At 62.0% G+C, this 13,570-nt stretch carries 15 protein-coding genes; 10 read left to right on the top strand and 5 right to left on the bottom strand.

Annotation, left to right across the window (positions count from 1 at the left end; genetic code table 11):
- Positions 1–149 precede the first annotated feature (149 nt).
- Entirely contained in the window at positions 150–1,082 is a 933-nt protein-coding gene (locus FHT76_RS16760) for a methyltransferase (RefSeq protein WP_183860350.1), read from the bottom strand.
- A 146-nt stretch (positions 1,083–1,228) separates the two neighbouring features.
- Here FHT76_RS16760 and FHT76_RS16755 point away from each other — a divergent pair, with 146 nt between their 5' ends.
- The 3 genes from FHT76_RS16755 to FHT76_RS16745 are packed head-to-tail and all read left to right on the top strand — an operon-like array spanning position 1,229 to position 3,372.
- The gene (locus FHT76_RS16755; RefSeq protein ID WP_016552643.1) at positions 1,229–1,495 is read left to right on the top strand and encodes a DUF6460 domain-containing protein; all 267 of its coding nucleotides are present in this window, start codon (positions 1,229–1,231) and stop codon (positions 1,493–1,495) included.
- Between the two features lies 1 nt (position 1,496).
- Positions 1,497–1,994 carry a CAP domain-containing protein gene (locus FHT76_RS16750; RefSeq protein WP_183752864.1) on the top strand — a complete coding sequence of 166 codons (498 nt, stop codon included), beginning with the start codon at positions 1,497–1,499 and terminating at the stop codon, positions 1,992–1,994.
- Between the two features lie 31 nt (positions 1,995–2,025).
- A complete protein-coding gene (locus FHT76_RS16745) occupies positions 2,026–3,372 on the top strand; it encodes an MATE family efflux transporter (RefSeq protein ID WP_259126439.1) in 1,347 nt (448 codons plus the stop codon).
- Here FHT76_RS16745 and FHT76_RS16740 read toward each other — a convergent pair.
- Both FHT76_RS16740 and FHT76_RS16735 read right to left on the bottom strand, forming a co-directional pair.
- Positions 3,348–4,436, bottom strand: a complete 1,089-nt coding sequence (locus FHT76_RS16740; protein WP_183860354.1) for a quinone-dependent dihydroorotate dehydrogenase — start codon at positions 4,434–4,436, stop codon at positions 3,348–3,350. The genes FHT76_RS16745 and FHT76_RS16740 overlap by 25 nt on opposite strands.
- Positions 4,433–4,786 (bottom strand): DUF952 domain-containing protein, encoded by a 354-nt coding sequence (locus FHT76_RS16735; protein WP_183860356.1) that lies wholly within the window; start codon positions 4,784–4,786, stop codon positions 4,433–4,435. Before FHT76_RS16735 ends, FHT76_RS16740 begins: the two co-directional genes overlap by 4 nt.
- A gap of 108 nt (positions 4,787–4,894) precedes the next feature.
- Between FHT76_RS16735 and FHT76_RS16730 the strand changes: the two genes are divergently transcribed.
- The 5 genes from FHT76_RS16730 to FHT76_RS16710 all read left to right on the top strand — a co-directional run bounded on the left by FHT76_RS16730 (position 4,895) and on the right by FHT76_RS16710 (position 8,012).
- Positions 4,895–5,293: a hypothetical protein gene (locus tag FHT76_RS16730; protein WP_259126437.1), complete on the top strand. Its 399-nt coding sequence runs from the start codon at positions 4,895–4,897 to the stop codon at positions 5,291–5,293.
- 90 nt (positions 5,294–5,383) lie between these two features.
- A complete protein-coding gene (locus FHT76_RS16725; protein ID WP_183752874.1) occupies positions 5,384–6,031 on the top strand; it encodes a response regulator transcription factor in 648 nt (215 codons plus the stop codon).
- A gap of 102 nt (positions 6,032–6,133) precedes the next feature.
- Positions 6,134–6,799, top strand: coding sequence for a helix-turn-helix transcriptional regulator (locus FHT76_RS16720; RefSeq protein ID WP_183752876.1), 666 nt, complete (start codon positions 6,134–6,136; stop codon positions 6,797–6,799).
- An 11-nt stretch (positions 6,800–6,810) separates the two neighbouring features.
- Positions 6,811–7,545, top strand: a complete 735-nt coding sequence (locus tag FHT76_RS16715) for a thermonuclease family protein (RefSeq protein ID WP_183860360.1) — start codon at positions 6,811–6,813, stop codon at positions 7,543–7,545.
- Positions 7,546–7,598: 53 nt separating this feature from the next.
- On the top strand, positions 7,599–8,012 hold the full coding sequence (locus tag FHT76_RS16710; RefSeq protein WP_007529830.1) for a tellurite resistance TerB family protein: 414 nt from the start codon (positions 7,599–7,601) through the stop codon (positions 8,010–8,012).
- Here FHT76_RS16710 and FHT76_RS16705 read toward each other — a convergent pair.
- Positions 8,009–8,884, bottom strand: coding sequence for a transporter substrate-binding domain-containing protein (locus FHT76_RS16705; protein ID WP_183860362.1), 876 nt, complete (start codon positions 8,882–8,884; stop codon positions 8,009–8,011). The genes FHT76_RS16710 and FHT76_RS16705 overlap by 4 nt on opposite strands.
- Before the next feature lie 57 nt (positions 8,885–8,941).
- Between FHT76_RS16705 and FHT76_RS16700 the strand changes: the two genes are divergently transcribed.
- Both FHT76_RS16700 and FHT76_RS16695 read left to right on the top strand, forming a co-directional pair.
- Entirely contained in the window at positions 8,942–10,861 is a 1,920-nt protein-coding gene (locus tag FHT76_RS16700; RefSeq protein WP_259185702.1) for a glycosyltransferase family 2 protein, read from the top strand.
- A gap of 235 nt (positions 10,862–11,096) precedes the next feature.
- Positions 11,097–13,118, top strand: coding sequence for a methyl-accepting chemotaxis protein (locus tag FHT76_RS16695; protein WP_259185701.1), 2,022 nt, complete (start codon positions 11,097–11,099; stop codon positions 13,116–13,118).
- A gap of 131 nt (positions 13,119–13,249) precedes the next feature.
- Here FHT76_RS16695 and FHT76_RS16690 read toward each other — a convergent pair whose 3' ends face one another.
- Entirely contained in the window at positions 13,250–13,435 is a 186-nt protein-coding gene (locus FHT76_RS16690; protein WP_016552630.1) for a hypothetical protein, read from the bottom strand.
- Between the last annotated feature and the right edge of the window lie 135 nt (positions 13,436–13,570).

Genomic DNA, 13,570 nt, shown 5'->3' with positions numbered 1-13,570 from the left:
GAAACGTACGTGATGAATGATGCCGGACGCCTCGAATTTCTGCGGGCATCCCTACTGAATTAGTCAGCATTATCAGGCGTTTTCGCGGTGCAATCAAGCAAAATACGTAAGCAATACTGACCTATTATCACTTCGCAAGAATCGTTCCGCTATGCGGCCTTGCGCGTAAGGAACAGAATGCCTGAAATGACGTTTGCGCCATCTTTGCGAATGGCTGTCTTGCTGACGGCGGCGACATCGAGGCCGTGGCGGACGCAGAGCGCGCGGACGTAGGTTTCGGAATGGGCGTAGCGCAGCGACGGTGCAAGATGGAAGCCATCGCCCTCGCCCGCATCCTCAACCGAAAAAGCGAAATCGGCGCCGGCCACAACAAGCGCTGAAACAGCCGCGAACACGCTTTCGAGATTGCCGAGATACATCAGCACGTCGGCTGCGGTGACGAGGTCGGCACGGTGCGTCGTTCCCTCGGCAAATAGGCCTGATGCCTCCGGCGCCAGCGACAGGTCGGCCTGGGCCAGGTGATCGTAGACATGCTTCTCGGCGGCCTTGGAAAGCATATTCTGCGACAGGTCGAAGCCCTCGAGCCGCGCGACGCTGTCGCGGATTTCCGGTCCAAGCAGGCCGGTGCCGCAACCGAGGTCCACGGCGAGCGCATAGTTCCTGCCCGTGGTGGCAACGAGCGCAGCAAGCTTGGCGGGGACGCTGTAATCCAGCTTTTCCACCAGCGAGGTCTCGAAGCGATCGGCGTAGTCGTCAAACAGTCGCTCGACATAGCTGCTCGGCGGCTGGTCCGGCGTCTCGACATCGCCGAGCAAAGCGAGCTTGAGCCCGGCGCCGAAAATATCCTCGGGAGTGACTTCCAAAGTCTGCCGGTAGGCCTCGATTGCGCCTGCCCTGTCACCCGCCTTCTCGCGGTAGGCGGCGAGCCTATACCAGCCGGCCGCCCAGCGAGGAGCAAGCTCTAGCGCCTGCTCCATCAACTCAGCAGCCGCATCCGGCTCGCCGCTTTCGTCGAGCATCTTGGCATAGTCTGCGCGGCGGTCGGCGATCACGTCGCCTGAGGTGAGCTGGTTGGGCTGCATGGTACGGACCTGTTGGGATCGGCTCGCATTTGGCTGCGGCCACAAAAAAACTCAAGTCCTATTTCAGAGGCGGAGGCGCCAGACCTGAAAAAGGCTTGCGAGCGGCGATTCGCGGCCGTATTTCAGGGATAAACAGGAGATGGCGCATGTCCGATCAGGTGAACAAGTTTCTCGGCGATTCCCTCGGCCGCACGTTGGTCAAGCTTTTGGTCGTATCGTTGATCGTCGGTTTCATCATGGCCGTGTTCGGGTGGGCGCCGCTGGATTTCGTCTACGGCCTCCGCAATTTCGTTCTGGAAGTCTGGCACCGCGGCTTTGCCGCTTTGGGACGCGTCGGCGACTATCTGTTGCTTGGTGCGACCGTCGTCATCCCCATCTTCGTCATCATCCGTCTCTTCAGCTATCGGCGATAACATGACCTCTCTGATCCTCTCGCGGCGCGGCCTGCTGCACATGTCCGGTCTCGTGCTGGTTGCGGGTGTTGCAAGCTGCACGACCGCGCCAAAGTTTTCGGGCACCCCTTCGGACGGCGAAGACGAGACGGCGGACGCCCTGCCGCTTGTCAATCAGTTGCGCGCCAAGAACGGGCTGCCGCCGCTGTCGGCGGATCCGGCAGCGAAGGATGCGGCGATGTTCCAGGCGAAGCGCATGGCGTCCGCCGGCAAGATGAAGCACGTGATGGGCATCGGTGACGGTTTCGCGCCACGCGTCAAGGCAAGCGGTGTACAGATGCCGGCTGCGGAAAACATAGCGGCCGGTCAGCAGTCGGTTCCGGCCGTCGTGACCGCCTGGATCAATTCTCCACACCATCTAGAAAACATGCTCGGCCGTTACAGCGGTCTCGGTGTTGCCGTGGCCCACAATTCCGCTTCCAAAAATGTCCCTTACTGGGCAATGGTGCTTTCCGGCTGAGGCGATTCTGCCTCTCTCCCCAGAGGCAGACATGGATACTCACGGTCACGAGAATAGGCTAGCCTTCGACGTGACGCACCGACTGGTGCTGTCGATCGCGATTCCGATGACGCTCGGCTTTATCACTACGCCGCTGCTCGGCCTTGTCGGCACCGGCGTCGTCGGGCACATGGGCCAGCCGGATGCTTTGGCAGGCCTTGCGATCGGCGCCATGCTGTTCGATCTGATCCTCGGCAGCTTCAATTTCCTGCGCGCCTCCACCACCGGACTGACGGCGCAGGCCTTTGGGCGGCACGACCGACATGCAGAGCAGGGTGTTTTCTGGCGAGCGCTGATCTCTGCGCTTGGTTGCGGCATAGCACTTCTCTGTCTCTCGCCGCTGCTACTAACGGCCGGGCTGAAGCTGATGGGACCGGAAAGCGCTGTTGCCGCTGCCACGAGCACCTATTTCTCCATCCGCATTCTTGCCGGCCCGGCGGCGCTTGCCAATTACGCGATCCTCGGCTTCGTCCTCGGTCGCGGCCAGGGCAGCATCGGCCTGTTGCTGCAGACGATCATCAACGGCATCAACATCGTGCTGGCGATTTTCCTTGGCCTCTGGCTCGACTGGGGCGTCGCGGGCGTGGCGTGGGGTACGATGGTCGGCGAGACGGTCGGCGCTGTCGTCGGCCTGCTGATTGTCCTCCGCGGCTTCGCTCGCGCACATCGGCCAACCCGCACGGAGGTTTTCTCTCGGCATCGCCTGGCCGAGCTCTTCGCGCTGAACCGCGACATCCTGATCCGCACGTTCGTGCTGCTCGCCGCCTTCACTGTCATGACAAGGATCGGAACAAGCTTCGGGGCGGTGACGCTGGCCGCTAACGCCGTGCTGATGAACTTCTTCCTGCTGTCGGGATATTATCTCGACGGACTGGCCAATGCGGCGGAACAGATCACCGGACGGGCAATCGGGGCACGATACCGGCCGGCGTTCGACCGCGGCCTGAAGCTAACGGCGCTCTGGTCGTTTGGGCTCGCCGGCATCATTTCCGTGTTCTTCCTGCTGGCCGGTCCGTGGCTGATTTCGCTGCTGACCACTTCGCCCGAAGTACAGCAGGCAGCCGAAACCTACCTGCCCTGGGCCGCCGTTACCGGGCTTACCGGCGCGTTGGCCTTCCTGATGGACGGCGTGTTCATCGGCGCCACATGGTCGACCGACATGCGCAATCGAATGCTGATGTCGTTTGCCGGCTATCTCTTAGCGCTGGCCGCTTTCGTGCCGCCGTTCGGCAACCATGGCCTATGGCTGGCGATGAACGGCTTCCTGCTGTTCCGCGGCGTCTTCCTGGCAATGCTCGTGCGGCCGCGGGCGGATCAGACGTTCCGTGCCGCCCAGTAATCCGTCTTCGTGTCCCTGAGGTCGCGGACGGATTTGACCTGCTCCCGATCGAGCAGCTTTGAGAGGCCGCGAACGACCGTGCCCGGCAGGCCTGGCCCTTCATAGACCATGCAGGAATAGAGCTGCACGAGATCGGCGCCGGCCTTGATCTTCTCGAGCGCCGTTTCCGCAGACGAAACGCCGCCGACACCGATGATCGGCAGAGCCGGACCGACGCGCTTGCGCATCTTGGCGAGGACGGCGGTCGACTTGTCAAAGAGCGGCTTGCCGGAAAGCCCGCCCGCCTCCTTCGCCTGATGCTGGTCCCTGAGGCCTTCGCGGGAGAGCGTCGTGTTCGAGACGATCAGGCCGTCCAGGGCATTCGACAGCGCTTCGGCGGCGATATCGTCCAGTCCCTCTTCCGTGAGATCGGGTGCGATCTTCAGAAAGACCGGGATTTTTCTGCCTGCCTTTTCCGCTTCGGCGTCGCGGGCGGTGAGCACGGCCGACAACAAGGCTGCAAGGCTTTCGCGCGCCTGCAGATCACGCAGGCCCGGCGTGTTCGGTGATGAGATGTTGGCGGTGAAATAACGGGCAACGGAATAGAACCGGCGGATGCCGAGGACATAGTCGCCGATGCGGTCTTCGCTGTCCTTGTTGGCGCCGATGTTGACGCCGATCATGCCGTTGCCACGAATGGTCGCGAGACGCGCAAAGGCGGTATCGTGGCCTTCATTGTTGAAGCCGAGGCGGTTGATGACGCCCTCATCCTCGACCAGACGGAAGATACGCGGGCGCGAATTGCCAGGCTGGGCCTTCGGCGTCACGGTGCCGATCTCGGTAAAGCCGAAGCCGATCTTCAGCAACGCTTCGGGTACCTCAGCGTTCTTGTCGTAGCCGGCAGCCATGCCGATCGGGTTGATGAAATCGAGCCCCGCAACGGTCTGCCGCAGGCGCGGATCCGGCGCAATCCGGCAGGCCGGTACGGCCCCCGCCTTCAGCGCGGCGATCGACATGCCGTGCGCCGTTTCCGGGTCGAAGAGGAAGAGACCCTTGCGGGCGGCATGCTTGAAGAGATCGATCATGGTTGAAGGTCCGGAAAGATGTGCTGGCCGGCGACATCGAGCGGCAGCGCCGCCTCCCACAAAACGGCCGACAATGGCAGTTCCGCATAGAGATGCGGGAAGAGGGCACCGCCGCGCGAGGCTTCGAAAACGAGCTCGTCGCCGAACTTGCTGCTATCGACGGCAACGAGCAGAAGTCCCGTCTGGCCGGCGAAATAGAGTGCTGCCGTCTGCTTGACCTGCGTGGCGGTCGAGAAGTGGATGTAGCCATCCGAAAGGTCGATCGGAGCGCCGCGAAAAACGCCGGCCTCCTTCGCTTCCTGCCAGAGCGTTTCCGTCACGATCTTGTAAAGCGTGGGTGTCAGGGTCATGATGGCCTCGGTATCGCTGGTCTTTCCCGGGCTTTGCCGCAAAGCGGCGGCGTTGTCCACGCCTTGCCGCGAAAAATGCGGTGGCCACCGAGATTTCCGGAGGAAACCATGAGAAATATCGCAATCGGCCTTTTTGCGCTTCTCCTGCCGCTCGGCGTCCAGGCAGCGGAAACGGGAGCGTCGCGCTTCGAGCTGGAGCGGAGCGGCGACCACTTCGTGCGTCTCGACAGGCAGACCGGCGCCATGTCGCTCTGCGAGGAAAAGGACGGCACGCTCGTCTGCCGTATGGCCGCCGATGAGCGGGCGGCTTACGAGCAGGAGCTCGACCGGCTTTCGGCTCGCGTCACGGCACTGGAGAACAAAAGTATCGTCAACAAGGCCTTGCCCTCCGACGAGGAAATCAACCGCTCGATCGGCATCATGGAACGCTGGATGCGCAGCTTCATGGGGATAGTCAAGGAATTCCAAGGCGAAGAGGACCGCAATACCCTTCCTCAAAAGACATGATTTGCTATAGTCGCATCGGAATGACGGCATGTATCGCGTGAGGAGCACGAGACATGACGCGGCAGTCGAGCTCTTGGGAGGGAGTTATCGATGCAGGAACAGACAATCATCATTGCCGACGACCATCCGCTTTTCCGGGATGCGCTTCGCCAGGCGGTGATCGGCATGGAAAGCCATCCCGATATCGTTGAGGCCGGCGATTTTGCTGCAGCACGGATGGCGGCCGGGAAGCATCCCGAGGCGGATCTGATGCTGCTCGATCTTTCGATGCCGGGTGTCAGCGGCTTTTCCGGGCTGATGGCGCTTCGCTCCGAATTCGCCGGGCTGCCAATCGTCATTGTCTCGGCCACCGATGACGCCACCACGATCCGACGCGCACTGGAACTCGGCGCATCCGGCTTCATTTCCAAGTCCTCGGGGATCGACGACATTCGCCGCGGCATCCAGACGGTTCTCGCCGGCGATATCGCCACACCTGAAAGCTATCGGGACGGCCAGGAGCAGGACCCCGATGTCGCCGATCTGATCCATCGGCTGCACACGCTGACACCGCAGCAGAGCCGTGTGCTGACGATGTTGGCGGAAGGGCTCCTCAACAAGCAGATCGCCTACGAGCTCGGCGTGTCCGAGGCGACGATCAAGGCGCATGTCTCGGCCATTCTGCTCAAGCTCAATGTCGATAGCCGCACGCAGGCGGTCATCCAACTCGGCAAGATCAACATGGCCATGGTGGCCTGATCTGTCGACAGGATTTTATTCCTTTCCTCTCTTTACTCCCGATAGGCTTGCGGGTAATATTTCGCCGTGAAGGATCGCGCACGCGCGCAGGAATCAGGCGACATGCTGTCACACGAGCAGATCTGGGGGGCGATCGACAGGCTTGCCGAACGGCATGACCTGACGCCATCCGGTCTTGCCCGACGGGCGGGGCTCGACCCGACCTCCTTCAACAAATCCAAGCGGCTCTCTGCCGATGGGCGGTTGCGCTGGCCGTCGACGGAATCGATCGCCAAGGTGCTGGATGCAACGGGCGCCAGCATGGAGCAGTTCCTGACCTTCATGCGCCCCGCGGGAAGTTTTTCCAGCCTTCCTGACGGCGCCTTCCCGCCGCAGGGCAGCTCGATCCCACTTCTCGGCTTTGCGCAGGCCGGCGCCGGCGGTTTCTTCGATGATGGCGGCTTTCCGGCCGGACAAGGCTGGGACGTGGTGGAGTTTCCCGCGGCGCCGTCGCAGAAGGCGGGCGTCTATGCGCTCGAGGTCCAGGGCGAGAGCATGATGCCGCTCTACCGCGACGGCGACGTTTTGATCGTCGAGCCAGGTGCGCAAGTTCGCCGCAACGACCGTGTCGTCGTCAAGACGCGCGAAGGCGAAGTGATGGCGAAGGTGCTGTTGCGCCAGAGCCCCCGGTCGATCGAATTGATGTCGCTGAATCCCGAACATCCGAACCGGACGATCGAGCTTTCCGACGTCGATTGGATCGCCCGGATCATCTGGGCCAGCCAGTAGGAATATATTCCATGCGTCCTGCGGCAATTCTGACGGCTGTTGCAGGGATCGGAATTGTCGCGGGCCTGATCACGGCCGGCGGACAACGGCTTGGTGCGGCTATTGATCCGGTGGAAACTGCAGCCCCTGTAGAAATCGATGCGCCTCCTCCCGCCCTGATCCCATCGACGACAAATCCCGAGGCCAGCATGCACGCGCGGCGCGTCGACGAGGCCAGCCAGTTCTACCCCGCGGCCATCGACGGCAAGCCGCTCGAGCGCATCGCGGCGGTGGAGCCGCAGCCGCCGGCAAAGCCTGCCGACGATACTGGCGTCAACCTCGTTCGCCCGATTGCCGAAAGCGCTGGCGTCCTCGCGTTTGGCGACCGCCGCCTGCAGCTTGCAGGTATCAACCCGACGCCGGCGGACAAAACATGTACTGACGGCAAGGGCCGGGTATGGCCATGCGGGATGCTGGCGAAGACCAATGTGCGGCTGCTTCTACGCCTCAGGACCGTGCGCTGCGATCTCGACAGCACCGAGTGGACAGGCATGGTGACGGCAGCCTGCAGGATCGGCACGCAGGACATTTCGCAGTGGCTTGTTGCGAACGGCTGGGCAGAGGCGGAAAAAGGATCAGCACTCACCGAAGCCGGCGAGACGGCAAGGCAGGCGGGCAAAGGCATTTATGGCGACGACCCTCGTAGCGCCGCTGAAACCGGCACCCTTGAGAATCCACCCTCCGATCTCCCGTCCGACGGCTTGTAATGTCGCCGGCCAATTCCTAGACTCTGGGCTCGCTCCAGAGGAATCATCGAGATATGAACAAGCCGCTTTCTGCGCATGACGCACTGATCTACGTGATGGTGATGGCATCCGCCGTCGACAGCACGATGAACGATCGCGAGATGGAGCGCATCGGCCAACTCATCGGCTTCCTGCCGGTCTTTCGTGATTTCGACGACGAGAAGCTGATTTCCGTGGCGCGCGACTGCGCTGCGCTGCTCGCTGGCCCCGAGGGCCTCGACATCGTGCTCGAAACCGTCAAGGACACGCTGCCTTCGCGCCTCTATGACACGGCCTACGCGCTGGCGGTGGAAGTCGCCTCCGCCGACCTTTCGGTCAAGGCCGAAGAGTTACGCCTGCTCAGCCTGCTGCGCGACCGCCTCGGTCTCGACAAGCTCACCTGCGCCGCCATTGAGCGCAGCGCGATCGCCCGCTTCCGCAAAGGCTAATACAGGCCGTAAGGGAAATAGCGAAGGTAGATTTCCTGCAGTCGGCCGCTGCGCGACAAGGCTGCTAGCGCGTGGTCGAGCGCAGCCGTCAGAACATCGTCCTTCTGGCGCAGCATGATCGTCATTCCCTCGCCAAGAAACTGCTCAGACAAATAGGGGCCGTCGAAGAGCGCGCAGCACTTCGACGAGGCCTGCGACGACACCCAGAACGAAAGCTGGAGCGAATCTGCGAAGGCGGCCTCGACCTTACCATCCCTCAGCGCCGCCAGAAGCGCGTCCTTGTTGTCGAATGGTACGGCTTTCACCTTCGGGAAATAGGCGGCCAGCATCGCTTCGTGTGCTGTCGCCTTGACAACGCCGACCGGATGCTCGGCCAGAGCGCTCGCATCCTTGCCCTTGATCGGCGCCTTCAGATTGAGAACGAAGCGGGCGGGCAACATCAGGTAAGGGCGCGAAAAGGCGAACTGCCGCCGCAGTTCTTCGCTGACTGCAATGCCCGCAATCACGGCGTCACCCTGCGAGGCGGCGAGCGCGGCATTCAGGTCAGCGAACGGCAGCGCCTGGATCTGGCATCTGTTTGCAATCTCCAGTTCGTTACAGATCTCGCGAACGAGATCGACATTGAAGCCGGCAAGTTTGCCGTTCTGATCCGTAAAGTTGAAGGGCGGAAAATCGATGGTCGTCAGGAAACGCAGGCGCACGAGCGACGAAAGATCCGGCTTTGCAAGCCGTTCCCTGGAATCGAACAGCAGGGGCAAACTCGGCGTCGCCTGCTGCGCGAACGCCAGAAACGGGCAAAAAAACACAACCAGAGACAGCCAAAAGCTGCGTAGCCCCTTAAGATTCAGGGATGCTAGTTTAAATTGCACCATTATGATCCGCCCTGGGGAAAGCATGCACTGCCATTCTGAAAACGGTGTATCAGAGTCATGCGTGTCGGGGAATATGCGCCGGGCGGCATCGAGGCCCATACGCGCTTGTATGATCATTCAATACGCCACGACGCGCCACCACCGGCGCGCGTAGCGACTGACTCCTATGAGCAGGAAGCCGAGGTTCTGCTGCAACTCGGCATCGGCAAGCCGACAATCGCCCGTGCAATGCAACTCGCCCGCCGCAACGGCACCAGCATCGAACAGGAACTGCTTGCCGGCGGGGCGGTCGACGCCGACAGCTACTACGCCGCGCTCGCACGCGGGCTTCGGCTTCCATTTCTTCCGACAATCGACAGTTCCCTCGTCAACGACGACAAGGCACTCGACAGCCAACTCGCGCAGGCCCGCTGCGTCCGCCTCACCTATATCAACAAAGGCATGCTCGCGATTGTGCCGGAGGCTCGAAACCTCGCGGCACTCTCGCAGCTATTCGAGAAGAAGCCGGGACTGGCCGACAGCATCGTCATCACGACGCCGGCCGCATTGCGAGCCGCGGTATGGCGAACCGGCAGCGTCAGGCGGCTGCGAGAAAGTGTAACCACACTCTTCGAGGACAAGGCTCGCTTCAGCGCCCGGATTGTCTTGTCGGGCAAGCAGGGATTTCTCGCCGGGACAGGCGTCTGCGCATTTGCCTTCGCCCTTGCAACAGGCACACTCAGTCTGACCATCCTGCACGCGGCGATCTCTCTGCTTTACCTGGCCGCAATCCTTGTCCGAGCGGTCGCCCTAGTGGACCGCAAGAGCGGGGTTCCGAGCCTGCCCGCATCGGAACGTCTTCCCGTCTACACCGTCCTCATCGCCCTCTATAGGGAAGCGGACGTGGTAGCCCAACTCGTCAGGGCGCTTCGCCGGCTGAACTGGCCGATGTCAAGGCTCGATATCAAGCTGGTGTGCGAGGCGGACGATCATGCGACGATTGAGGCATTGAGGTCCGAACGCCTTGAACCGCAATTCGAGATCGTCGAGGTGCCACCCGCCCATCCGCGTACGAAACCCAAGGCGCTGAACTACGCTCTGGCCGGCGCGCGGGGCGAATTCGTGGTGATCTACGATGCCGAGGACCGCCCCCACCCCGACCAATTGCGTGCCGCCTATGCGCAGTTTGCCGCGAGCCCGCCTGATGTCGTCTGCCTTCAGGCACCGCTCGTCATTTCCAACGGATCAGCATCGTGGATCAGTGCGGCGTTCGCGCTGGAATATGCTGCCCTGTTTCGTATGCTGCTGCCAATGCTGGCACGACGGCGCATGCCGGTACCGCTTGGCGGAACTTCCAATCATATGCGCGTCGCCGACCTTAGGGCGTGCGGCGGCTGGGATCCCCACAACGTCACTGAAGACGCCGATCTTGGCATGCGGCTCTATAGGCTGGGCTACAGATGCGGCGTCATCGACTGCCCGACCTACGAGGATGCCCCGGCCACGTTCAGGGTCTGGCTCAACCAGCGGACTCGCTGGTTCAAAGGCTGGCTGCAGACCTGGCTGGTGATGATGCGCGAGCCGGCACGCCTCCTGCGCGAAATGGGCATGGGCGGCTTCCTGATGTTCCAGTTGCTCATCGGCGGCATGCTGCTTTCCTCGCTAACCCATCCCTGGCTGATCATGCTCTTGGTCACCACCGCCGGTTACCTCGCGCTCGGTTTTCCGCCCACCGGCACCGGCGAGGGCGCGCTCTTCCTGCTCGATCTTGCCAACACGGCGGCAAGTTATGGCCTGTTTCTGCTGCTCGGCAGAGTCGTGATGCTGCGCGAGGAAAAGCGCAGCGTCGGCTGGCGCTGGCTCTATGTTCCGCTCTATTGGATGATGATATCGGTCGCGTCATGGCGTGCGCTTTTCGAGCTGCCAAGGAAACCCTTCTTCTGGGACAAGACGCCCCATATCCCCGTCAGCAGCAGTGAGAAGTTGCGCCGCTTCTAGCGCTATTCAGCCCTAGGCAGATTTTTCCTGGGATTGGCGCCAAGCGTTAGGGCCGCATTAAACAATGTCCCATTCTATTCGCCGGGACGACGCCGGCTTGCGAGCCGAAATGCATGATGCGCATGTCGAGCCTTCAAGGCATACCACCGTGCCGTATCCCCCGCGACATGCCCTGCCTCTCAAAATGCTGCCATAGCCGGCCCCCATCGGTCGGATCAAGCGACTGGACATATCCATGCTGACGAACCTCAAAATCAGGACGAAGATCATCTCCGTCGTCGCGCTTCTGGGCGCGATCGCGCTCGGAGGCCTCACTTATGTGATCACCGAATTCCGTGGTGCCGACGCCACCTACAGCGCCTTCATCGATCACGAGGCGTTGGCGGCCATGCAGGCATCGCGCGCCAGCGCATCAGCGACTGCCGCCGTGCTTCAGGTCACGTTGATCGCTGGCCTCAAGCCGGACACGCCTGCTTTCGATACAGCGGTCGCAGCGCCCAGCAAAATGCCCCAGGCGCGCGAACGCCTGGAACAGGCCGCCGCCCTGGTCCCAGGCCGCAAGCAAGCGATCGACGACATCCTCGCCGGAATTGGTGAGATGGAGGCGCTTTCCGCCAAGGTCATCGACCTTGCAAAGGCGAAGGACAGTGCGGGTGCACAGCTCGGGGCAAGCATGCTGAACGCCAAGCTGAACGCCGTCACTCCCAAAATGATTGCCAACAACGACGCGCTGATGGCGTTGCTGAACGATGGCGGCGACGCGCTTTCCGTTACCGTCAACGAGCGCATCACACTCTCTTTCGTGCTGATCGGACTCGCCGTCTTGGGCGCGCTCGGTCTCTCGGTATGGATTGCGCAGGCGGGAATCGCTACCCCGATGGCTCGTCTGCGGGACCGGATGATGCAGCTTGCCCAGGGCGACACGAAGAGCGATGTCGACGGCCTCGATCGTCGCGACGAGGTAGGCCAGATGGCCGGCGCAGTTGCCATCTTCCGCGACAACGCTCTTGATCGGATCCGGCTTGAGGGCGAGGCCGAGAAGAGCCGCAGTCTCAGCGACAGTGAACGCCGTGAGCGCGAAGCGCAGCGCGCAACCGATGCCGCTGACCTATCGCGCGCCGTCGGCGCACTTGGCGATGGCTTGCGACGGCTGGCCGCGGGCGACCTCGCATCGCGGATCGACACGGCCTTCGTCGGCGATCTCGACATCCTGCGACAGGACTTCAACAACTCTGTCCTGCGCCTGAACGATACCATGCAGACGGTCGGCGCCAATGCTCGCGCCATTACCGCGGGTGCAAGCGAGATCCGCGCTTCGGCGGATGAGCTTTCGAAACGGACCGAGCAGCAGGCAGCTTCCGTCGAGGAGACAGCCGCTGCCCTCGAGGAAATCACCACGACGGTGAAAGATGCCGCAAGACGCGCCGAGGAAGCACGCGGGCTCGTGAAGCGCACGCGCGCCGGTGCCGAAAAGTCCGGTCAGGTCGTCCGCAAGGCCGTCAACGCCATGCAACAGATCGAGCAATCTTCTGCGGAGATTGGCAACATCATAGGCGTTATCGACGACATCGCCTTCCAGACGAACCTGCTCGCCCTCAATGCCGGCGTCGAGGCCGCTCGCGCGGGGGAAGCCGGCAAGGGCTTTGCCGTCGTCGCCCAGGAAGTGCGCGAACTCGCGCAGCGCTCGGCCAATGCCGCCCGCGAAATCAAGTCGCTCATCACGACATCCGGCGATCACGTGCAGACTGGCGTGTCGCTTGTCGGCGAAACCGGCAAGGCGCTTGATGCCATTGTGCATGAGGTTCAGGAGATCAACCAACACGTCGATGCGATTGCGGAAGCGGCGCGCGAGCAATCGACGGGCTTGCAGGAGATCAACACGGCGGTGAACACCATGGACCAGGGGACGCAGAAGAATGCGGCCATGGTTGAGGAAAGCACAGCGGCAAGCCACAAGCTCGCGACGGAAGCGGCGGCGCTTAACCATCTGCTCGACCAATTCAAGCTCACCGGCACCGGCAACTTCAGTGCAACCGTCGCCGCTGCACCGATGCCAACCGCCGCGATCCATTCCACACCGCGCCCGGCTGCACCGCCGATCGCGACGAGAAAGGCGCCGGTCCGTATCGCTACCGCAGGCGTTACCCGCCCCTCCAGCTCACCGGCGCGGGCACTCGGGCAAAAGCTCGCAAGCGCCTTCGGGGCAGGCAGTGCGCCTTCCAGCGCCCGCGACGATGCCGACTGGACGGAATTCTGATCCCGGCAATATCGATCAAAAACAAAGGGCGGCTCAATGCCGCCCTTCTCATTTATAGTCTTCCGACATCAATAGCCATGGCTTCGCCGCGGAGCGCCTAATCGTGCCGAGAGACAAGCCAAAATGTGAACTCAGGCGAACCCAAGCGGAATCTGCTCGACCTTACGACCGCGACCGTAGTCACGCTCATAGGAGGCACGGTCGTCTTCGCGCGCTGACGCAAGAACCACCTCCGGGGCATGGTAGCCGTCCGCGTAGGTGCCGGTATCGCCATTATCCCGGATTTCGCGCTTTGCCGTGAAAATCTTCAAAAGCATGCTGCCACTCCTCCTGATCATGCCGACAACGACCAAGGGGTCGTCTGCGTTCCCGTGATATCGGAGAATAGTTAAAAATTAACTATGTTTATTAGAGAATTGTCAACTACTGCGGTTTGCTGCAGGCCTACGTCT

The sequence above is a fragment of the Rhizobium sp. BK176 genome, from assembly GCF_024808055.1.
The sequence above is the reverse complement of the archived record's forward strand: the minus strand, read 5'-3'. Positions and strand labels throughout refer to the sequence as shown.